This window comes from Agromyces agglutinans (assembly GCF_009647605.1).
GTDB lineage: Bacteria > Actinomycetota > Actinomycetes > Actinomycetales > Microbacteriaceae > Agromyces > Agromyces agglutinans.
Genome location: NZ_WJIF01000008.1, coordinates 101,623 through 121,825, shown reverse-complemented (window position 1 = coordinate 121,825; position 20,203 = coordinate 101,623). Strand labels below are relative to the sequence as shown.

General features: G+C 72.3%; 18 protein-coding genes and 1 tRNA gene. 5 read left to right on the top strand and 14 right to left on the bottom strand.

The features are described 5' to 3' along the window. Positions 1-40: 40 nt before the first annotated feature. Genes GE115_RS13685 through GE115_RS13670 form a run of 4 tightly spaced genes read right to left on the bottom strand, consistent with a single transcriptional unit; the run spans position 41 to position 4,456 of the window. Entirely contained in the window at positions 41-1,354 is a 1,314-nt protein-coding gene (locus GE115_RS13685; RefSeq protein WP_172979916.1) for a D-arabinono-1,4-lactone oxidase, read from the bottom strand. After that, positions 1,351-2,592 carry an amino acid deaminase/aldolase gene (locus tag GE115_RS13680; RefSeq protein ID WP_153685334.1) on the bottom strand — a complete coding sequence of 414 codons (1,242 nt, stop codon included), beginning with the start codon at positions 2,590-2,592 and terminating at the stop codon, positions 1,351-1,353. Before GE115_RS13680 ends, GE115_RS13685 begins: the two co-directional genes overlap by 4 nt. Next, positions 2,589-3,863 carry an MFS transporter gene (locus GE115_RS13675; RefSeq protein WP_153685333.1) on the bottom strand — a complete coding sequence of 425 codons (1,275 nt, stop codon included), beginning with the start codon at positions 3,861-3,863 and terminating at the stop codon, positions 2,589-2,591. The genes GE115_RS13680 and GE115_RS13675 overlap by 4 nt, the downstream gene beginning before the upstream one ends. Continuing rightward, positions 3,860-4,456 (bottom strand): TetR/AcrR family transcriptional regulator, encoded by a 597-nt coding sequence (locus GE115_RS13670; RefSeq protein WP_153685332.1) that lies wholly within the window; start codon positions 4,454-4,456, stop codon positions 3,860-3,862. The genes GE115_RS13675 and GE115_RS13670 overlap by 4 nt, the downstream gene beginning before the upstream one ends. 86 nt (positions 4,457-4,542) lie before the next feature. On the opposite strand from GE115_RS13670, the gene GE115_RS13665 reads away from it, so the two are divergent. Further along, positions 4,543-5,469: a Ppx/GppA phosphatase family protein gene (locus tag GE115_RS13665; protein ID WP_153685331.1), complete on the top strand. Its 927-nt coding sequence runs from the start codon at positions 4,543-4,545 to the stop codon at positions 5,467-5,469. A gap of 30 nt (positions 5,470-5,499) precedes the next feature. Here the strand turns inward: GE115_RS13665 and GE115_RS13660 are convergent. From GE115_RS13660 to eno, 6 genes are all read right to left on the bottom strand, one after another. After that, positions 5,500-5,572: transfer RNA gene (locus GE115_RS13660), tRNA-Leu, on the bottom strand. A gap of 100 nt (positions 5,573-5,672) precedes the next feature. Beyond that, positions 5,673-7,115: an NAD(P)/FAD-dependent oxidoreductase gene (locus GE115_RS13655; protein ID WP_312855175.1), complete on the bottom strand. Its 1,443-nt coding sequence runs from the start codon at positions 7,113-7,115 to the stop codon at positions 5,673-5,675. Positions 7,116-7,148: 33 nt separating this feature from the next. Then, positions 7,149-8,408 (bottom strand): S8 family serine peptidase, encoded by a 1,260-nt coding sequence (locus GE115_RS13650; RefSeq protein WP_312855174.1) that lies wholly within the window; start codon positions 8,406-8,408, stop codon positions 7,149-7,151. Next, positions 8,405-8,935 (bottom strand): DUF501 domain-containing protein, encoded by a 531-nt coding sequence (locus GE115_RS13645; protein WP_153685330.1) that lies wholly within the window; start codon positions 8,933-8,935, stop codon positions 8,405-8,407. Before GE115_RS13645 ends, GE115_RS13650 begins: the two co-directional genes overlap by 4 nt. After that, positions 8,932-9,606 carry an FtsB family cell division protein gene (locus GE115_RS13640; RefSeq protein ID WP_153685329.1) on the bottom strand — a complete coding sequence of 225 codons (675 nt, stop codon included), beginning with the start codon at positions 9,604-9,606 and terminating at the stop codon, positions 8,932-8,934. The genes GE115_RS13645 and GE115_RS13640 overlap by 4 nt, the downstream gene beginning before the upstream one ends. Before the next feature lie 82 nt (positions 9,607-9,688). Continuing rightward, positions 9,689-10,969: a phosphopyruvate hydratase gene (eno, locus tag GE115_RS13635; RefSeq protein WP_312855173.1), complete on the bottom strand. Its 1,281-nt coding sequence runs from the start codon at positions 10,967-10,969 to the stop codon at positions 9,689-9,691. 180 nt (positions 10,970-11,149) lie between these two features. On the opposite strand from eno, the gene GE115_RS13630 reads away from it, so the two are divergent. Beyond that, positions 11,150-11,383, top strand: coding sequence for a hypothetical protein (locus GE115_RS13630; protein WP_153685327.1), 234 nt, complete (start codon positions 11,150-11,152; stop codon positions 11,381-11,383). A 22-nt stretch (positions 11,384-11,405) separates the two neighbouring features. On the opposite strand, the gene hisS is transcribed toward GE115_RS13630, so the two are convergent. The 3 genes from hisS to GE115_RS13615 all read right to left on the bottom strand — a co-directional run bounded on the left by hisS (position 11,406) and on the right by GE115_RS13615 (position 13,970). After that, complete coding sequence (gene hisS / locus GE115_RS13625) at positions 11,406-12,695, bottom strand: histidine--tRNA ligase (RefSeq protein WP_153685326.1); 1,290 nt, start codon at positions 12,693-12,695, stop codon at positions 11,406-11,408. Between the two features lie 65 nt (positions 12,696-12,760). Continuing rightward, on the bottom strand, positions 12,761-13,198 hold the full coding sequence (locus GE115_RS13620) for a DUF6841 family protein (RefSeq protein WP_153685325.1): 438 nt from the start codon (positions 13,196-13,198) through the stop codon (positions 12,761-12,763). A 67-nt stretch (positions 13,199-13,265) separates the two neighbouring features. Further along, on the bottom strand, positions 13,266-13,970 hold the full coding sequence (locus tag GE115_RS13615) for a nucleoside triphosphate pyrophosphohydrolase (RefSeq protein WP_153685324.1): 705 nt from the start codon (positions 13,968-13,970) through the stop codon (positions 13,266-13,268). A 142-nt stretch (positions 13,971-14,112) separates the two neighbouring features. On the opposite strand from GE115_RS13615, the gene nhaA reads away from it, so the two are divergent. Continuing rightward, the gene (gene nhaA, locus GE115_RS13610) at positions 14,113-15,318 is read left to right on the top strand and encodes a Na+/H+ antiporter NhaA (RefSeq protein WP_153685323.1); all 1,206 of its coding nucleotides are present in this window, start codon (positions 14,113-14,115) and stop codon (positions 15,316-15,318) included. A 25-nt stretch (positions 15,319-15,343) separates the two neighbouring features. Then, positions 15,344-15,637 (top strand): hypothetical protein, encoded by a 294-nt coding sequence (locus GE115_RS13605; protein ID WP_153685322.1) that lies wholly within the window; start codon positions 15,344-15,346, stop codon positions 15,635-15,637. A gap of 39 nt (positions 15,638-15,676) precedes the next feature. Here GE115_RS13605 and mfd read toward each other — a convergent pair whose 3' ends face one another. Next, a complete protein-coding gene (gene mfd / locus GE115_RS13600) occupies positions 15,677-19,378 on the bottom strand; it encodes a transcription-repair coupling factor (RefSeq protein WP_312855172.1) in 3,702 nt (1,233 codons plus the stop codon). A gap of 83 nt (positions 19,379-19,461) precedes the next feature. Between mfd and GE115_RS13595 the strand changes: the two genes are divergently transcribed. Beyond that, complete coding sequence (locus tag GE115_RS13595; RefSeq protein WP_153685321.1) at positions 19,462-20,175, top strand: RNase H family protein; 714 nt, start codon at positions 19,462-19,464, stop codon at positions 20,173-20,175. Positions 20,176-20,203: the final 28 nt, after the last annotated feature.

Genomic DNA, 20,203 nt, shown 5'->3' with positions numbered 1-20,203 from the left:
GGGACTGGCAGGAACCGCACGGGGCATGCCGGGTCGGTGCTCAGGCGCCGAGCACGCGCTCCAGGTACGCGTTCTGGAAGCGCCGCTCGGGGTCGAGCTCGTCCCGCACCGCCAGGAAGTCGTCGAATCGCGGATACCGCCCCCGCAGGGCCTCGGCGCCGAGCGTGTGCAGCTTGCCCCAGTGCGGTCGGCCGCCGTGGGCGAGCAGGATCTGCTCGACCGCGGCGAAGTACTCGGTCGGATCCTCGCGGAAGTACCGGTGCACGGCGATGTAGCCCGACGGCCGGCCGTACGCGGTCGAGAGCCAGTTCTCGTCTCGCGCGGCCGCCCGCACCTCCACCGGGAAGCTGATGCGCCAGCCGCGTCGCTCGATGAGCCGGCACAGCTCGTGGAACGCATCGGGCACCGCGTCGAGCGGCACCGCGTACTCCATCTCGCGGAACCGCACCGTGCGGTGCGTCGTGAACACGCTCGGCGAGTGGTCGGTGAACTCGCGGTCGCCGGTGAGCTTGTCGACCTGGCGCGCGAAGAACGGCGTGACGCCCGGCGCGACGCGGCCGAGCGCGCAGATCGCCCGGTAGGCGCCGTTCGCGAGCAGCTCGTCGTCGATCCAGCGCGAGACGGGCCCGATCGGGTCGCGCGGGGCGTCGCCGGGCAGGCGCGTGTTCGTCTTGGTGAGCGCCGTGTCGGTGTGCGGGAACCAGTAGAACTCGAAGTGATCGGCGCCGGCGACCCGCTCCTGCCAGTTCTCGAGCACGCCTTCGAGCGGCTCCGGCTGCTCCACGGCGTGCAGCACGAAACGCGGCACGAGCTGGAGCGTCACGTCGACGAGCACCCCGAGCGCCCCGAGCCCCAGCCGCACGGCGGGCAGCAGCTCGGGCCGGCTGGTCTCGCTCACCTCGATCAGTTCGCCGTTGCCGGTGACGAGCCGGGCCGCGACGACCTGGGTCGCGAGCCCGCCGAAGCGCAGGCCCGTGCCGTGGGTGCCGGTCGAGATGGCACCCGAGATGGTCTGGCGGTCGATGTCGCCCATGTTCGGCATCGCGAGGCCGTAGGGGGCGAGCAGCCTCGGCAACTGGTGCAGCCGAGTGCCGGCGGCGAGCCGAACGCGACCGGTCGCGGCATCCGCCTCGATCACGCCCGAGAGGTCGGTGAGGTCGAGCTGCACGTCGGGTGCGACGGCGATGCCGGTGAAGCTGTGGCCCGAGCCGACCGGCTTCACGCGCAGGCCCGCCTCGGCGGCGGCGACGACCGCGCGCTGCACGGCGCCGGCCGAATCGGGCCGCTCGACGCGTCGTGGTCGAACCTGTTCGCTGCGGCCCCAGTTGCGCCAGACGGCGCCGCTGGCTGTCACAGGAACGCCCTCCCCTGGCCGCGGTAGGTGGGGATCTCGTCGACGACGGTGCCGGCGTCGACCAGCCGGAAGGCGTCGAGGTGCTCGGCGAGCTCGCCCGACTTGGTGTGCCGGAACCAGACCCGGTCGCCGACCCGCAGGGCGTCGGACCCTGGGCCCGCGAGCGGGCTCTGCACCTCGCCGGCGCCCTCGCGCGGGAGGTACACGAGCCCATCGGGCCACACCGGCCGCGGCATCCGGTCGTCTCCGGGCGGCCCGGAGGCGATCCATCCGCCGCCGAGGACCGTCGCGTGCCGGCTGCTCGGCCGGCGTACGACGTCGAGGCCGAAGGCAGCCGCCGGCGCGGGCGTGAAGTGCGCGTACCCGTCGAAGAAGTGCCCGCCGAAGATGCCCGAACCGGCGCCGATCTCGGTCACCGACGGATCGGCGGCCGTCGACTCGAGCGAGCCCGTGCCTCCGCCGTTCACGAACTCGAGGTCGGCGTGCTCGCGGATCGCGGCCACGGTGCGCGCCCGCCGCTCGGTGAGCTCGGGTCGGGACTGCGACTGCATCCACCGGTTCATCGCACCCTCGAGCGGCCGGCCGACGGGGCGGTTGCCGACTCCGGCGATCTGCGCCTCGTATGCCATCACGCCCACCAACCGGAAGCCCGGCCGGTCGGCGATGTACGCCGCGAGGGCCGCGGCATCCTCCGGCGCGTGCACGGGCGACCGGCGCACGCCGAGGTGACCGAGCACCGGCGCCTTCCACGACGCGTCGAGCTCCAGGCACACGCGGATCTCCTCGCGACGCCCCGGCGGAAGCACCGCGTCGACGAGGTCGAGCTGCGCCGGCGAGTCGACCATGATCGCGATGCGCGAGGCGAGTGCCGGGTCGCTCGCCAGCCGCCGGATGCCCGCGCGTTCCGCGGTCGGGTAGCCCACGACGAGGTCGTCGACGGTGTCGGCGAGCCAGATCGCCTCGGCGAGCGTGTACGCGAGCACGCCGTGGTACGCGGGCCGGCGCAGCAGCGCCTCGATCACGCCCCGCACGCGGATCGACTTCGACGCGATGCGGATGGGCGTGCCGCCGGCGCGGCGCGCCATGTCGGCCGCGTTGTGGCGCAGGGCGCCGAGGTGCAGCACCCCGACGGGTGCGTCGAGATCGCGGGTGGCGGCGGTGAGCTCCGGCCAGTAGACGTCCGGTCGGGTCCAGGGCGCGGCATCCGCACCGGGGGCCTGCGCCAGGTCGAGGCTCATCGGACGCTCCTCACTCGCGACACCGCGATCGATCCGCCGACCGCACACGCGGCGCTCAGCAGGAAGACGAGCATGAACGATCCGGTCGCGACCACCGCGATCGCGCCGATCAGCGGGCCGAGCGCCTGCGGCACGGCGGTGGCGATGTTCATGATGCCGAGGTCCTTGCCGCGGGCGGCGGGGTCCGGCAGCACCTGCGTCGCGAGCGCCTGGTCGACCGAGAGGAAACAGCCGTAGCCGAGGCCGAGGATGCCGGCGGCGATCATCGCCGCCGTGAGGTCGGGCACGAACGCGAGCAGCAGCGCCGCGACGGCCTGCAGCAGCGAGGCCGCGAACACGAACGACTTCCGGCGCGCGAGCCGGTCGGAGAGCCGCCCGAACACGAGCGACGCGATGATCACGAACACCATGTAGATGAGCGTCAGCACGAGCAGGTCGTCTTCGGCGTTGCGGTCGTTCAGCCCGAACATGAGGAAGTACAGCAGCAGGCTGGTGCCGAGCGCGTTGCCGATCGAGACGAGCACGCGACTCGTGAGCGTCCAGGCGAAGTCGGGGTGGCGCCGCGGGCTGATCCAGAGCGTGGCGAGGATGCCCCGGGCCGTGACCCGTTCGCGTTCGCGCGTGCCCAGCACCTGGTCTGGCAGGCGCAGGAACGGCAGCACCAGCATCACGAGCAGCAGCGCGAGCACGGCGTAGCCGGCCTCGGTGCCGGTCACGAGCATCGTCACGATGACGAGCCCGAGGATGATGCCCACCGACTGCGGCGCCGACATCCACGCCGAGACGAAGCCGCGCTGGTCGACCGGCACCCGGTCGGAGATCGTCGCGGTGAGCGCGGCGGTCACGATGCAGAATCCGATGGATGCCACGACCCATGCCGCGCCGATCGCGACGATGCCCGTCTGGAACCCGAGCACGACGAGCGCGATGGCGAAGACGACCGCGCCGATCGCGATCCAGGGCCGGCGCCGGCCGAAGCGCGAGGCGGTGCGGTCCGAGAGGGCGCCCGTCACGGGGTACGCGACGATCGTGAAGAGCGCGGCGATGCCCGAGACGATGCCGAAGGCGAGCACGCTGTCGGTCCAGTGCTCGGGTTGGAGCACCCGGTCGATCTGTGCGGGCAGCAGCAGCTGCACGGGGGCGAGCTGCGCCATCCAGATGCCCAGCCACGCGGTGGCGAAGCTCGCGATCCAGCCGGCGCCGACGCGGCGCGTCGGCTCGGCGAACGCGCCCCCGGCCGCCGGGGCGGTCGCGGCATCGAGGTGGGTCATCGGGCGTCCGCCAATCTGGAGAGGGTGTCGGCGGCGATGCCGATGTAGCGCAGCGCCGCCTCGTCGTCGCGGTCGACCAGCCAGGTGGTCGTGAGCCCGTCGGTGAGGGCCACGAGCACCTGCGCGACCTGGTCGAGCGGCAGGGTCCACGTGATACCGGAGTCGGTCGTCGCGCGCTGCAGCGCCGCCATCGCGAACTCCCGGTAGCGCGCGTACTGCGAGACGGCGAGGGGATGCCGCTCGGGGGCGCGAAGCGCGTACCAGGTGAGCTCGAGCATCGCCTGCTCGTGCGACGGACGCGCCTTCAGGTGCCCGAAGTAGCGGAGCAGTCCGGCCTCGATGCGCTCGCGCACCGAGAGGTGCGGGTCGAGCGACGGGACGACCTCGTTCTCGGCGCGCTCGACGACGGTGCGGATGAGTTCGTCGATCAGCTCGTCGCGCGAGGCGAAGGCGTAGTGGAAGCTGGCGAGGCTCATGCCGGCCTCGGCGACGATCGCCCGGGTGGTCGCATGCGAGATGCCGTCGCGCGCGACGACGCGCAGGGCGGCGTCGATGAGCGCTTCGCGGCGCTCGGGCGCGGGGATGCGGGCCATCTCGCTCCTTCCGACCTCGCCGTCGTCAAAGTGGGACGATCGTCCCAGTCGCACCAGTATGCCCGAATCGCGGATACCCTCGCATCATGCGCCTGGGAGTCCTCGACGTCGGCTCGAACACCGTCCACCTGCTCGTCGTCGACGCGCATCCGGGCGGTCGTCCGATCCCCGCCGCCTCGCACAAGTCGGTGCTGCGGCTGATGCGCTACCTCGAGCCCGACGGCTCGATCAGCGACGTCGGCGTGCGCGGCATCGTGGAGGCCATCGGCACGGCCGTCGCCGCGGCGCGCGCCGACGGCATCGACGAGCTGCTGCCCTTCGCGACCTCGGCCATCCGCGAGGCGGCGAACGGCGAGGAGGTGCTCGCCCGCATCACCCGCGAGACCGGTGTCGAACTCCGGGTGCTCTCGGGCGACGACGAGGCCCGGCTCACGTTCCTGGCCGTGCGGCGGTGGTACGGCTGGTCGGCCGATCGCATCCTGCTCTTCGACATCGGCGGCGGTTCGCTCGAGATCGCCCAAGGGCTCGACGAGGACCCCGAGATCGCCCTGTCGGTGCCGCTCGGCGCCGGACGATCGACGATCGAGTTCCTCCCCGACGACCCGCCCACGCCCGAGCAGGTCGACCGGCTCCGCGCACACGCCCGCGAGGTGCTGGCCGACGTCGTCCGCAGCTTCCCGCTGAAACCGCGCGCCGACCACATCGTCGGCTCCTCGAAGACGATCCGCTCGCTCGCGCGGCTCGCCGGGACCACGAGCGCGGGGCCCGGGGCATCCGAACGCGCGGTGCTGCCGCTCAAGGGACTCGACGACTGGACCCCGCGCCTCGCGCGGATCCCCGCCGACGCGCGACCCGCCCTGCCCGGTATCACGCCAGACCGCACGTTCCAGATCGTGGCCGGCGCGGTCGTGCTCAGCGAGGCGATGCGAGCGTTCAAGGTCTCCGAGCTCGAGGTCTCGCCTTGGGCCTTGCGCGAGGGGCTGATCCTGCGCCGGCTCGACCGCCTCGGCTGAGGCGAGCGACGCCGGCGACGCACCGTACGGTGCTCCCGCTGGGATTCGAACCCAGACTGAAGCGAGTTTAAGTCGCCTGCCTCTGCCGTTGGGCTACGGGAGCCGTCAGCGCCCGCCCGCCTCCGAAGGTTCGAAGCGCCGCAGACGCGGAACGCGGCGGCGCCCCGAGGGGCACCACCGCGTTCCAGACTACTGAGCGGCCGCTACTTCGCGCCGACGGCCTCGGCCTTCGCGCCCTCGGCCGGCTTCGCGGTGACGGGCTTCGCAGCCTTCGCGTCGGCCTTCTGCGCAACCGGGGCGGCCGGAGCCGGGGCCTCCGCTGCCGGCGGCTTCGGGCGGGCGGCGAACGCCTCGAACTGGGCGCGCGGTGCCTGGAGGGCCGACAGCGAGACGATGTCGCGGCCGAGCCAGAAATTGTTCCACCAGCCCCAGAACACGCGGAACTTGCGCTCCCAGCTCGGCATGGCGAGCCCGTGGTAGCCGCGGTGCGCGAACCAGGCGATGAGGCCCTTGATCGCGATCTTGCCCGACTGGAACACGCCCGAGCCGAGGCCGAGGCCGGCGACGGCGCCGAGGTTCTTGTGGAAGTACTCCTTGGGCTCCTCGCCGCGCAGCACGGCGACGATGTTCTTCGCGAGCAGCTTGCCCTGGCGCACGGCGTGCTGGGCGTTCGGCACGCAGTAGCCGCCGACGCCGCCGCCCGACAGGTCGGGCACCGCCGCGATGTCGCCCGCGGCCCAGGCGTCGGGCACGAAGTCGTCGTCGTCGCCCACGCGCAGGTCGGCGCGCGCCTTGATGCGGCCGCGCTCCTCGACGGGGAGGTCGCTCGTGCGCACGATGCCCGGGTTGGCCATGACGCCCGCCGTCCACACGATCAGGTCGGACTCGAAGCTCTCGCCGGTCGACAGCTCGATGCGGCCGTCGAGGGCGCTCGTGAGCTGCGTGTCGAGGTGGATCTCGGCGCCGCGCTGGGCGAGGTGCTTGATCACCCAGTGGCTCGTCGGCAGCGAGACCTCGGGCATGATGCGGCCCATCGCCTCGATGAGGTGGAAGTGCGTCTCGTCGAACGTGATCTGCGGGTAGTACTTCAGCAGCGCGCTCGCGAACGAACGCAGCTCGGCGAACACCTCGATGCCCGCGAATCCGCCGCCGACGACGACGAACGTGAGCAGGCGGTCGCGCTCGGGCCCGGGGGGCAGCGAGGCGGCCTTGTCGAAGTTCGAGAGCACGCGGTCGCGGATGGCGACGGCCTCTTCGATGGTCTTGAGGCCGATCGCGTTGTCGGCGATGCCCGGGATCGGGAACGTGCGCGAGACGGCGCCGCCGGTCACCACGACCACGTCGTAGTCGAACTCCCACGGCTCGCCCACCTCGGGCGTGATCGTGGCGGTCTTCGACGCGTGGTCGATGCGGGTGACCTTCGCCGTGATGACGTTCGTCTTCGTCAGGTGCCGACGCTGCGAGGTGACCGCGTGACGGGGCTCGATCGAGCCGGCCGCGACCTCGGGCAGGAACGGCTGGTAGGTCATGTAGGGCAGCGGATCCACGACCGTGACCTCGGCCTCACCGGGGCGCAGCCACTTCTCGAGCTTCCACGCCGTGTAGAACCCCGCATAGCCGCCACCGACGATCAGAATCTTGGGCACGGTGAATGGACTCCTTGAATCTCAGAAACGCGATCACTCCGCGCGAGTACGCGCAGTCCGCCTGGTATGCCGAGTGGCGCCGATGCCCAACAGCGCTCCTAGGATACCAAACCCGGCGACGAGCGAGAGCGGCACGGTGATGTAGGCCAGCGTCCACGGCGTCGGGAAGAGCGTCATCGCGCTGTCGGACCGCGGCGGCAGCGGATCGGCGATCGGCACGATCGGCTCCTGCGTCGCGGGAGTCTCGGGGGCCTCGCCCTCGGCGCGGCGGTGCACGCGGATCCACTCCGAGAGTTGGGCGGCCGGGTTGTCGTCGACGAGCGGCACGTCGGCCGTGAGCGCCGCGACCGGGTCGATCAGGCCGTACCCGTAGAGCGGGCTCGGCACCGTGTCGCCCTTCGGCTTCGCGGTCTGGGTGATGCGGTTGATGACGTTGCCGGCGTCGAGGTCGGGATACTCGGCCCGCACGAGGGCGACGAGCCCCGAGACGATGGGCGCCGCCCCGCTCGTGCCGCTCCAGATGGCGTAGCTGCCGTCGGGCTTGACGCTCACGAGTTCCTCGCTCGGGGCCGCGACCGAGATCGTGATGCCCTGGGAGCTGGCGTCGAAGCTCGCGTTCTCCTCGCGGTCGACGCCGGCGACGGTGAGCACGCCCGGGATCGTCGCGGGGGCCCCGACCTCGGTCGTGCCGCTCCCCCGGTTGCCGGCGGCCGCGACGACCACCACGTCGTTCTCGAACGCGTGCATGAACGCCGCGTCCCAGCTCTCGGGCCAGTCGCGGGTGTTGCGCGTGAGCGACATGTTGATGACGTCGGCGCCGTTGTCGACGGCCCACGTGATCGCCTGCGCGATCTGGTCGTCGTTCGAGATCGCGGCGCCCGTGTCGGTTCCGAACGCGACCGACGCGGAGAGCAGGGATGCCTCGGGCGCCACCCCCAGCACGCCGTCGCCGGGGGCGCTGCCGCGGCCCGCGAGCAATGAAGCGACCATGGTGCCGTGCTGGTCGTCGACCCCGACCGGCGTCTGGCCGTCGGGCGTGCCGATGCCCGAGGCATCCGTGCCGCCGACGACGACCCCGCGCAGTTCGGCGACGTTGCCGTTCACGCCGGTGTCGATCACCGCGACCTTGACGCCCGAGCCGCGGCTCGTGTTCCACGCGGTGGTGAAGCCGTACTCGGTGAGCCAGTACTGGCGGTCGCGGACGAGGTCGGCGTGCGCGGGCGCCGTGCCGAGCGCGAGCAGCGCGACCGTCGCGGCGACGGTCGCGACCACGCGCGCGGCACTCCGCCTCACGCGGTCGGCTCCTCGTCGACGCCGTAGTCGGGGCACTGGCACACGTCGGGGCTCCAGCTCGATCGCTCGAGCGCGAGGTCGCCGATGGGATTCTCGCCCGGACCCGCGGCCAGCGCGTGAGCCGCGAGAGCGTGCAGGCACTTCACGCGCGTCGGCATGCCGCCCGCCGAGACGCCCGCGATCTCGTCGACATGGCCGAATTGCTCGCGATCGGCGAGGTAGTCGGCGTGCGCGCGCCGGTAGGCATCGGCGACCTCGGCATCGGCGGCGAGCAGCTCGGTGCACTCGACCATGACCTGCGCGGCTTCGAGGTAGCTCATCGCCGCGGTGGCGACGGGGTGGCTCAGGTAGTAGAACGTGGGGAACGGCGTGCCGTCGGACAGCCGCGGCTTCGTCGAGACCACGGTCGGCGCACCGCACGCGCAGCGCGCGGCGATGCCGACGACATCGCGCGCCGGGCGGCCCAGCTGCGCCGACACGATGCGGATGTCGCGCTCGGTCACGGGCTCGAACGGCGGGCGCGTCATCGGCCGGCTCCCGCGGCGTCGGGTGCGAGCCCCGCCGTCATCACGGAGGTGAGCAGGGTGCGCATCCAGTCGCCCTTCGTCTCGGTGACCTCGGCCGACACCGCTGCGCCGCTCTCCGCCTTGGCGGCCTCGGTGCGGTCGTCGATCACGAGGTAGCTGACCTCTCCGGGCAGCACGTAGGAGAGGCGCTCGCGCGCCTGCGTGATGATGTACGTGTCGTCGTTCCAGCGTTCGCGCTGGTCGCGGAGGTCCTGCAGGCCGGCCTCCTGGGCGGAGACCGCGGCCCGCAGTTCCGCGATGTGGCGCCGCTGCTCGGCGAACGAGGCGATGGTGGGCGCCAGCACCACGACCGCGAGCACCAGCACGCCGATCATGATGAGCGAGAAGCCCGAGAACCGGATGCCGCTGAGCCAGCCCGCGCGGGCGGCTCGGGCGTCGTGCTCGGCGGGATTCGAGGGCTTCGAAGACCTCGGTGATTTGACGGGCTTCGCGGATGCGGCGGTCTTCGGGGGCTTCTTCGCGGCGGCCGACTTCGCGGATGCGCCGGCCTTCGCCGGGGTCGACTTCGCCGACTCGGCGCCCGCTGCCGGCTTCGCCGCGGCCGCGCTCGCCTTCGACTTCGGAGCCGCGGGACGCGAGGGGTCGGACGGACGCCGGGGTGCCGCACTCATCTCGCCTCCTCCGCTCGTCGGTCCGGGACGACGAACGGGGATGGCCCACAGGCCACCCCCGTCCGCCCTGCTTCGTGCGGGGTTACGCCGTGAAGCGAGGGAACGCGGAGCGGCCCGCGTACACCGCGGCGTCGCCGAGCTCTTCTTCAATCCTCAGAAGCTGATTGTACTTGGCGACCCGCTCGCTCCGGGCGGGCGCGCCCGTCTTGATCTGGCCGCAGTCCGTCGCGACCGCGAGGTCGGCGATCGTCGTGTCCTCGGTCTCGCCGGAGCGGTGCGAGAGCACGGCGGTGTAGCCGGCGCGCTGCGCGAGCTTGACGGCGTCGAGGGTCTCGGTCAGCGTGCCGATCTGGTTGACCTTCACGAGGATCGAGTTGCCGGCGTGACGCGCGATGCCGTCGGCGAGGCGCTTCGGGTTGGTGACGAACAGGTCGTCGCCGACGAGCTGGAGCTTCGTGCCGAGCGAGGCGGTGAGCTCGGCCCAACCCTCCCAGTCGTCCTCGGCCAGGGGGTCCTCGATGGAGATGAGCGGGTACGCCTCGGCGAGCTCGGCGTAGTACGCGTTCATCTCGGCCGAGGTGCGGTCCTCGCCCTCGAACCGGTAGACGCCGTTCTCGAAGAACTCGGTCGCGGCCACGTCGAGGCCGAGCGCGATGTCGGTGCCGAGCGTGAAGCCGGCCTTGCCGATCGCCTCGGAGATGAAGTCGAGCGCGTCGCGGTTCGAGGCGAAGTCGGGGGCGAAGCCGCCCTCGTCGCCGAGGCCGGTCGAGAGGCCCTTGGCCTTCAGCAGGCTCTTGAGCGCGTGGTAGGTCTCGACGCCCCAGCGCAGGCCCTCGGAGTAGGTCGGCGCGCCGATCGGCAGGACCATGAACTCCTGGATGTCGACGCCGGTGTCGGCGTGCGCGCCGCCGTTGATGATGTTCATCATCGGCACGGGCAGCACGTGGGCGTTCGGGCCGCCGAGGTAGCGGAACAGCGGCAGGTCGGCCGAGTCGGCCGCGGCCTTCGCCACGGCGAGCGAGACGCCGAGGATGGCGTTGGCGCCGAGGCGGCTCTTGTTCTCGGTGCCGTCGGCCTCGATGAGGGCGGCGTCGACGAGCCGCTGGTCGGCGGCGTCGAGGTCTTCGATGGCCGGGCCGAGGTCGTCGAGCACGGCGTCGACGGCCTTCTGCACGCCCTTGCCGAGGTAGCGGTCGCTGTCGCCGTCGCGCAGCTCGTACGCCTCGAACGCACCGGTCGACGCGCCCGAGGGCACCGCGGCCCGTGCGAGCGATCCGTCGTCCAGCAGGACCTCGACCTCGACGGTCGGGTTGCCGCGCGAGTCGAGAATCTCGCGAGCGCCTACAGCTTCGATGAATGCCACAGTGAACTCCTCTGTGATGGGAATGGCTTTCGGACGACTCCGTCGTGATCCGCAGGCAAGTCTAGGGGTGCTCCGCCGCCGCCCGCGTCCTCGCGTCAACCCCCTGTCGCGGCGCCCGCGCCGTGCGTAGCGTCGGCCTCGGGTCGCGCGACCGCGGGCCCGCAGAGGATGGAGGGACCCATGTCGGATCGACTCACGCCCGACGGCGAGTACACGGACGCCGATATCCCCGGCGAGCCCGAGACCGTGCCGCCGCTGACCGAGGGCGAGTACACCGATTCCGAGCTCCCGGTCGACGCCGTGGTGCCGAAGGACGACGACGTGGACGTCGAGGAGGTCGACGTCGAGTTCGTCGAGGTCGAGGATCCGGGGCTCGACCCGGGCGGTCCGGGCGACACCGGCCTGCGGCGCTGATCGGTCGCCGAGTTCGCGGAGCTCAGGCGCCGAGTTCGCGGAACGCCAGGCTCGAGGCATCCGTCGTCGCGGCGGTGACGGTCGCGAACGCATCGAACCCGTCGGCCGTCACGCGGTCGAGCAGGGCGCGCAGGTTCTTCACGCGCCGCTCGAGTCGCACGCGGGCTCCGGATGCCACGAGCTCGGCCTTGAGGGCGAGCAGGGCGCCGTGCGGCACGTCGGCGTCGTGCACGAGCACGAGCGCGCGCGGTCGCTCGCCCTCGGCCTCGCCGAGCAGGTCGACGATGCGCTCGAAGCCGATGGAGAACCCGCAGGCCGGCACCTCGCGGCCGAGGAACCGGCCGACCATGTGGTCGTACCGGCCGCCGCCGCCGAGCGAGTACCCGAAGTCGGGGTGCGCGATCTCGAAGATCGTGCCGGTGTAGTAGCCCATGCCGCGCACGAGCGTCGGGTCGAACTCGATCGCCGCGCCGGGCAGCGCCTCGCGCAGCGCGAGGAGGTCGCGGTACGCCCCGAGGTCGAGCCAGGTCGGCGGCGGCGCACTCGCCCCGGTCGGCGACGACTGGCGATCGTCCAAGTGCCAGTCGGCCGCGGCGAGCGCGCGCAGCTCGGCCGCGACATCCGAACCGCCGTCGACGATGCCGAGCTCGCGGAGTTCCGCGGCGACCCCGTCGGGGCCGATCTTGTCGAGCTTGTCGATGGTGATCAGCGCGCGTTCCCGGAGTTCCTCCGCCACGCCCCACGAGGCCAGGATCCCGGCGAGGATGCGCCGGTCGTTGATGCGGATGACGCAGCCCGCGAGTCCGAGCTCATCGAGGGCGGCGACCGTCGCGGTCAGCAGTTCGAGCTCGGCGAGCGCTCCGGACTCGCCGATGATGTCGATGTCGCACTGCACGAACTGCCGGTAGCGGCCCTTCTGGGGGCGCTCCGCACGCCAGACCGGCGCGATCTGGATCGCGCGGAACACCGGCGGAAGCGCGGCCTGGTGCGTCGCGTAGAACCGGGCGAGCGGCACGGTCAGGTCGTAGCGCAGGCCGAGATCGGCCAGCGACAGCGCATCGCCGGATGCCGCGGCCGAGGCCAGGTCGTCGCTCGTGAGGCCGCGTCGCATCACGGCGAACGCGAGCTTCTCGTTGTCGCCGCCGAGGCCCGCGTGCAGGCGCGACGCGTCCTCCATGACCGGCGTCTCGATCTCGTCGAAGCCGTGCGAGCGGTACACCCGACGGATGACGCCGAGCGCGTGCTCGCGCCGGGCCTTCTCAGCGGGGAGGAAGTCGCGCATGCCGCGCGGCGGGGTGACGGAAGCGGCCATGCCGACCATTCTTCCAGTCCCGCGCGGCCGCGCCGTGCGCAGCGCGTGCTCGCCTGCGCGCACAGTCAGCTCGGCAGGTCGACGCCCTTCCGCCGTGCGAGATCGGCGAGCTGCTCGGCGTCGTCGATGCCGAACGAGAATCGCGCCGTGAGTTCGCCGTCCGCGTCCTGGAGGTAGTACTCGTAGTCGCTCCGGCTCATCCGCTCCCCCGCGTCGTCGAGGAAGTGCCAGCGCACCCGGAGGCGCGTGGTCCGGTCGGTGAGGGCGACCGACTCGAGCACGTCGAACTCGACACCGGCGAGCCCGAGGGCGCGGTACAGCGGGTACGACGACTCGAGACCCGCCACGAGCTCGTCGTCGCTGCCGAGCGCGCCGCCGAAGTCGTCGGTGAGCAGGGCCCGGGGCGGACCCCAGAGCGCGGCGCTCGCCCGGGCGTCGAACGCGGCGAGCAAGCCTCCGTAGCGGCGGAGGAAGTCGTGGATGCGGGATTCGTCGATGGCCATGCCGCGACGCTACGCCGAGGCCGACGGCTCCGGCAGGGGTTGCGGCGGGCGCGCACCCGGCCTCGCGTCAGTCCGTGCGGCCGGCGCCGGCCCGTCCGCGGTCCTCGACGGCGCGGACGTCGGCCTGGAACCCGCGGATCGCGCCGCGCAGCGCGCGTTCGGCGTCGAGGCCCCGCGCCCGGGCGGCAGCGACGACGGCGAGCAGCTCGGCACCGAGCGCCTCCTCGTCGTCGACCTGCGCGACGAGGCCGGCGGCCATGGCCGAGGCATCCGGTGCCACGCCCGCCTTCTCGGCCTTGCCGATCACCTTGTCGGCGAGCGCGAGCGCGGGCATCCCGGCCGGTACCCCGTCGAGCACGCTCGTGCGGTGCGGCTTCTCGTCGGCCTTGAGGTCCTCCCAGAACGCGACGACGTCGGCCGCCGTCTGCGCCTCGCGGTCGCCGAAGACGTGCGGATGCCGCGACACCATCTTCGCCGTCATGTGGCGCGCGACGTCGTCGATGTCGAACGGCTCGCCGTCGGTGTGCGCCGCGAGGTCGGCGTGGAAGAGCACCTGGTAGAGCACGTCGCCGAGCTCCTCGATCATCTCGGCGCGGTCGCCCGACTCGATCGCCTCGACGAGCTCCCAGCACTCCTCGACGAGGTAGCGCACGAGGCTCTCGTGGGTCTGCTCCGCGTCCCAGGGGCATCCGCCCGGCGCACGCAACCGTGCGACCATCGCGACCAGTTCCTCGAGGCCCTCGTGGGTGCGTGGCGCGGTGTGCTCGCTCATGCGCCCAGCCTAGGCACGCCACCGGCTCGGCATGGGTGCCCGATAGGATTCCGTGAGGAGTGCCGGGAAGTCTGGTCGGCCGACGCGAGTCGTCGCCATCGAACGCGCCGCGCACACGCGCCGTCGCCGACAGGGGAACCGTATGCACCTGCTCCGCTCCGAACGCCTCTCGGCCGTCCTGCTGCTCATCGCGGCCGCGCTCGGCCTCCTCCTCGCGAACCTGCCCTTCGGGCCGGCGCTCGTCGACCTCAAGAACGCCCACCTCGACCTGCCGGCGCTCGGACTCGACCTCTCCGTCGGCCACTGGGTCAGCGACGGCCTGCTCGCGATCTTCTTCTTCATCGTCGCGGTCGAACTCAAGCGCGAGCTCGTCATCGGCGAGCTCAACTCGCTCTCGAAGGCGCTGCTGCCCGCCATCGCGGCGCTCGGCGGGGTGATCGTGCCCGCGCTGATCTTCCTCGCGTTCACCTTCGGCACCGACACCGCGAACGGCTGGCCCATTCCGACGGCCACCGACATCGCGTTCGCGCTCGGCATCCTCGCGGTCTTCGGTCGCTGGCTGCCGATGCGGGTCCGGGTGTTCCTGCTCGCGCTCGCCGTCATCGACGACCTCATCGCGATCCTGCTGATCGCCTTCTTCTTCACGACGGACGCCGACCTCGCGGCGCTCGGCTTCGCGACGATCGCGATCGCGCTGTTCGGCGCGGTGAGCCGCGTGATGAAGCCGCGCTCGGCGTGGATCCTCGCGCGCAAGCCGCAGTGGCCGATCATCGTGGTGCTCGTCGTGCTCGCGGTGCTCGCGTGGTACTTCGTCTACCGGTCGGGGGTGCACGCGACCATCGCGGGCGTCGCGCTCGGCTTCGTGATGTCGCGGCGCCCCGGCGGACGGGCGGCGCACGCGCTCGAGCCGTGGTCGAACGGCGTCATCCTGCCGCTGTTCGCGCTGTCGGCGGCGATGGTCGCCGTGCCGCAGGTGCGGCCGAGCGAGCTCGACCCCGCGTTCTGGGGGATCCTCGTGGGGCTGCCGGTCGGGAAGATCATCGGTATCACCCTGATCGGCGTGCTCTCGATGCTCGTCGTGCGCCGCAGGTCCGGCGCGACGCCCCTGACTCCCGTCGACCTGCTCGTGATCGGAGCACTCGGCGGCGTCGGCTTCACCGTGTCGCTGCTCATGAACGAGCTCGCCTACGCCGGCCAGCGCGAGGTCGCCGACGAGGGCACCCTCGCCGTGCTGCTCGGCTCGGGCATCGCCATCGTGGTCTCGGCGATCGCCGTCAGCCTGCGCTCGCGGTGGTACCGCGAGCAGCGTCGCTCGCGCGAGGGCGTGGGCGGCGCGTTCTCGCGCTGATGCGCGGCGTGGAACACTGGAGCACGTGCCGACGACCGAACCCGCCAGCCGACACCTGACCGCCGAGCTCCAGCTCGTCCGCCACCGAGGCGTGCGAAAGGCGCTGCACCTCGTCGTCCTCACCCTCGGTGAGGCCACCGGCCTCAGCGGCCCCTCCGTCGCCGACCTCGTGGTCGCGCGGCGTGACAGCGGGCTGCCCGTGATCCGCACGAAGGCAGGCTCGCTCGACGAGGCCGACGCACTCCTGCGCACGATCAACGCGGACCTCGACCGGTTCAGCGTCGAGGAGTTCCTCGCCGAGTGGGGACACCTGGGCTGAGCCGGCGGCGCGCGAGCGCAGGCGGCCGGGCAGCCGCGTTCAGCGCGCGGATGCCCCCGTCGCCGTGCCGGGCGCCGGCTGCTCGGGCTCGGCGGGGGCCGCGGGCGGCTCGACCGGGAAGATCGCGGTGAGCAGGCGCGACACCCACTCGATGAGGTCGGCGTCGCCGGGGGCCTCGCCGCCAGGGGTCGGGAACGGCACGAGGATCACGTCGTTCTGCGCGAACAGCTTCGACCCGGGATACAGCCGCTCGAGCCGGACGCGTCGCGAGTCGGGGATCTTCGCGGGCGCGATGCGGAGCTTCGTGCCCGTGGCGATGAGGTCGCTGAGCCCCGCGAGCTGCGCCTGGCGGCGCAGCCGCGAGATCGACACGAGATGCTCGACCGGCTCGGGCGGCTCGCCGTACCGGTCGACGAGCTCCTCGACGACGAGGTCGATCTGCTCGTCCTTCGCGGCGGGGCCGCTCGCGGCCGACAGCTTCTGGTACGCCTCGAGGCGCAGCCGCTCGCTGCCGATGTACTCCTCGGGGAGGTGCGCGTCGACGGGCAGTTCGAGGCGCAGCTCGGTCTGGCCCTCGGCGACCTCGCCGCGGAACGCCGAGACGGCCTCGCCGATCATGCGCAGGTACAGGTCGAACCCGACACCCGCGATGTGGCCGGCCTGTTCAGCGCCGAGCAGGTTGCCCGCGCCGCGGATCTCGAGGTCTTTGAGGGCGATCTGCATGCCGCCGCCGAGCTCGTTGTTCGTGGCGATGGTCGAGAGCCGGTCGTGCGCCGTCTCGGAGAGCGGCTTCGCCGGGTCGTAGAGGAAGTACGCGTAGGCGCGTTCGCGGCCTCGGCCGACACGGCCGCGCAGCTGGTGCAGCTGCGAGAGCCCGTACTTGTCGGCCCGGTCGATGATGATCGTGTTCGCGTTCGAGATGTCGAGCCCGGTCTCGATGATCGTCGTCGAGACGAGCACGTCGTACTTGCGCTCCCAGTAGTCGTTCACGATCTGCTCGAGCACGTGTTCGTTGAGTTGCCCGTGCGCGACGGCGATGCGGGCCTCGGGCACGAGCTCGGCGATCTGCGCCGCGACGCGGTTGATCGACGACACGCGGTTGTGCACGAAGAACACCTGGCCCTCGCGCAGCATCTCGCGGCGGATCGCGGCGGCGACCTGCTGCTCGGTGTACGGGCCGACGTAGGTGAGGATCGGGTGGCGGTCTTCGGGCGGCGTCGCGAGCGTCGACATCTCGCGGATGCCGGTGACGGCCATCTCGAGCGTGCGCGGGATGGGGGTGGCGCTCATGGCCAGGATGTCGACGTTGGTCTTCAGTTTCTTGAGCTGGTCCTTGTGCTCGACGCCGAAGCGCTGCTCCTCGTCGATGATGAGCAGCCCCAGGTCTTTGAACCTGACCTGCTCCGTGAGGATGCGGTGCGTGCCGATGAGCATGTCGACCGTGCCGTCGGCGAGGCCCGCGACCGTCTCTCGCACCTCTTTGTCGGTCTGGAACCGGCTGAGCGCGCGCACGTGCACCGGGAAGCCGGCGTAGCGCTCGGAGAACGTCTCGAGGTGCTGCTTGACGAGGAGGGTCGTCGGCACGAGCATCGCGACCTGCTTGCCGTCTTGGATCGCCTTGAACGCGGCGCGCACCGCGACCTCGGTCTTACCGAAGCCCACGTCGCCCGCCAGGAGGCGGTCCATGGGGATCGGCCGCTCCATGTCGGCCTTCACCTCGTCGATGGTCTGCAGCTGGTCGTGCGTCTCGGCGTACGGGAACGCCTCTTCGAGCTCGTGCTGCCACGGCGTGTCGGGGCCGAACGCGTGACCCTTCGCGGCCATGCGCGCCGAGTACAGCTTGACGAGCTCGACCGCGATATCGCGCACGGCCTTGCGCGCCCGCCCCTTGGCCTGCGCCCAGTCGCTGCCGCCCATCTTCGACAGCGACGGCGCCTCGCCGCCGACGTACCGCGAGAGCAGGTCGAGCTGGTCCATCGGCACGAACAGCCGGTCGCCGGCCTGGCCGCGCTTCGAGGGCGCGTACTCGAGCACGAGGTACTCGCGCACGGCGGTCGGTGCCTGCGCGATGCCGGCGGTGCGGCTCGGGCCCTTAGGGCGGGTGCCGGTCGCGACCTCGCGCTGCACCATCTCGACGAATTTGCCGATGCCGTGCGTCTGGTGCACGACGAAGTCGCCGGCCTTCAGCTGCAGCGGGTCGACGACGTTGCGCCGGCGGGTCGCGAGTTTCTTGCCCTGCCGCGCGTCGTACCCGGCGCTGCGGCCGTAGAACTCGGCCTCGGAGATGAGCCCGAGCTTGACCTCGGGCACCTCGAACCCGCGTGCGGCGTCGGCCTGCACGAGGTAGGCGACGCCCGGTTCGAGCTCGGCCGGCACGTCGTCGACGATGCGGCCGGCGAGGCCGTGCTCGGCGAGCACGTCGCGCGCGCGTTCGACGAGGCCGATGCCCGCGGCGGCCATGACGAGGCTCCAGCCGTCGCCCAGCCGCTGCGCGACGTGCTGCACGGCACCGTCGACGTTGCCCTGGAAGCTCGGCATGGCGGACGCCGCGACCCGGACGTACGAGCCGTCGGGCCCGGCGTCGGCGGCCGCGTCCTCAGCGGCCTCGCCCGCGTCGAACGCCGACAGGGTCCACCAGACCCGCTGCGGATCCGGCTGGCCGGGGGCGCTGAAGAGCACCGCCTCGCGGAGCTCGCGAACCGTCAGGAAGTCGCCCGCGGCCAGGTCGATCGGCGCCTCGGCGCCGAGCGTCGCCGCGCTCCACGCGGCGCCCAGGAACTCGCGGTTCGTCTCGCCGAGGCTCGCCGCACGGCTCGCGACGCGTTCGGGCTCCACGACGGCGACCGCCGCGCCGACCGGCAGGTAGTGCGCGACCGAAACGAGCCGGTCGAGCAGGGCGGGTGCGAGGGATTCCATGCCCTCGACGGGAATGCCCTCGCCGAGCTTCTCGAGCATGCCCGCGAGCGTCGGGAACTCGTGGCGCATCTCTCGTGCGCGCTGGCGCACGCCGGGGGTCAGCAGCAGCTCACGGCTCGGCGCGAGCCTGACCCGTTCGACGGCGTCGGGCAGCGACCGCTGGTCGGCGACCGAGAACGCCCGCAGCTCTTCGACCTCGTCGCCGAAGAACTCGACGCGGACGGGGTGGTCGGCCGTGGGCGGGAACACGTCGAGGATGCCGCCGCGCACGGCGAACTCGCCGCGACGCGACACCATGTCGACCCGCGCGTAGGCGAGGTCGACGAGCTGCTCGGCGATGCGCGCGAGGTCGTAGCCGCGGCCGCCGGGCACGAGCTCGATCGGCACGAGGTCGCCGAGGTTGTCGGCCAGCGGCTGCAGCGCCGCCCGCACCGACGCGACGACGACGAGCGGATGCCTCGGCCCCTGCTGCTCGGACCACTCGCGCATGCGGCGGAGCGCGTGGAGCCGGCGGCCCACGGTCTCGGCCGACGGGCTCAGCCGCTCGTGCGGCAGCGTCTCCCACGCGGGGAACTCGAGGAGCTCGGCGTCGGGCAGATACGGGGCGAGCGCCGCGCGCAGGGCGTCGCCCTCGCGGCTCGTGGGCGTGACGACGAGCAGCGCCGGCGCGAGGCCCGCGGCGGCACGTCGCTCGAGGAGCCCGGCGAGCAGCACCGGGTCGATTCCCGTCGGCGCGGAGAAGTCGGCGTTGCGCTGCGCCTCGGCGAGCGCCCGGTCGACCGTCTCGGCGCGCGACAGCGCGGTGGAAAGACCCTGCAGACTCACCGGAGCAGTCTACGCGCCGCCGCCGACACGGCCGGCGCCGGTAGCATGGGCGCCGCATCCCGCCCACGCCGAGAGGACCCTGCATGATCATCGCCGCCGCCGACGGATCCGCGCTCGGCAATCCCGGCCCCGCCGGCTGGGCCTGGTACGTCGACGAGGAATGCTGGGCCGCGGGCGGCTGGAAGCGCGCCACGAACAACCAGGGCGAGCTGAAGGCCGTGCTCGAGCTGTTCCGCGCCACCGCACACCTCGACGACGAACTGCTCGTGCAGTGCGACAGCCAGTACGTCATCAACTGCATCACGAAGTGGATGGCCGGGTGGAAGCGCAAGGGATGGCGCCGGGCCGACGGCAAGCCCGTGCTGAACCGCGACCTCCTCGAGGAGCTCGACGAGGCGATCGCCGGCCGCCGCTACCGCTTCGAATGGGTGCGCGGCCACGCCGGGCACCCGGCGAACGAGGCCGCCGACCTGCGCGCCCGCGCGGTCGCGACCGCCTACCAGCAGGGGCTCGCCATTCCGGCCGGCCCCGGCTGGACGGGCGGCTGCGAGGAAGCGCCCGCCTCGCCCGAAGCATCCGTCTCCCCCGAGGCAGCCGTCTCGCTCGCGGCGCCCTCGCCCGTGGCAGCCGCAGCCGACGACCGCGCCGACGACGCGACGCTCTTCGACTTCGACGACCCGGCCGCCGACTGGCTCACCATGACGCTCGAGCTGACGACCGAGGAGCACACGCGCCTCCTCGAGCGCGCGCGCGAGGCCGGCCGATCGCCCGAGGAGTTCCTGCGCGGCCTGATCTGAAGGCGGGGCGGCCTGGTCGGCCGCACCT

Bases quoted from the DNA above. Each gene is read 5' to 3' on its own strand.
- GE115_RS13680 (WP_153685334.1), bottom strand. From the start codon at position 2,592: ATGAGCCTCGACCTGGCGCAGGCCCCCGGTGCGGATGCCGCGCCCTGG.
- GE115_RS13675 (WP_153685333.1), bottom strand. From the start codon at position 3,863: ATGACCCACCTCGATGCCGCGACCGCCCCGGCGGCCGGGGGCGCGTTC.
- GE115_RS13670 (WP_153685332.1), bottom strand. From the start codon at position 4,456: ATGGCCCGCATCCCCGCGCCCGAGCGCCGCGAAGCGCTCATCGACGCC.
- GE115_RS13665 (WP_153685331.1), top strand. From the start codon at position 4,543: ATGCGCCTGGGAGTCCTCGACGTCGGCTCGAACACCGTCCACCTGCTC.
- GE115_RS13645 (WP_153685330.1), bottom strand. From the start codon at position 8,935: ATGACGCGCCCGCCGTTCGAGCCCGTGACCGAGCGCGACATCCGCATC.
- GE115_RS13640 (WP_153685329.1), bottom strand. From the start codon at position 9,606: ATGAGTGCGGCACCCCGGCGTCCGTCCGACCCCTCGCGTCCCGCGGCT.
- GE115_RS13630 (WP_153685327.1), top strand. From the start codon at position 11,150: ATGTCGGATCGACTCACGCCCGACGGCGAGTACACGGACGCCGATATC.
- hisS (WP_153685326.1), bottom strand. From the start codon at position 12,695: ATGGCCGCTTCCGTCACCCCGCCGCGCGGCATGCGCGACTTCCTCCCC.
- GE115_RS13620 (WP_153685325.1), bottom strand. From the start codon at position 13,198: ATGGCCATCGACGAATCCCGCATCCACGACTTCCTCCGCCGCTACGGA.
- GE115_RS13615 (WP_153685324.1), bottom strand. From the start codon at position 13,970: ATGAGCGAGCACACCGCGCCACGCACCCACGAGGGCCTCGAGGAACTG.
- nhaA (WP_153685323.1), top strand. From the start codon at position 14,113: ATGCACCTGCTCCGCTCCGAACGCCTCTCGGCCGTCCTGCTGCTCATC.
- GE115_RS13595 (WP_153685321.1), top strand. From the start codon at position 19,462: ATGATCATCGCCGCCGCCGACGGATCCGCGCTCGGCAATCCCGGCCCC.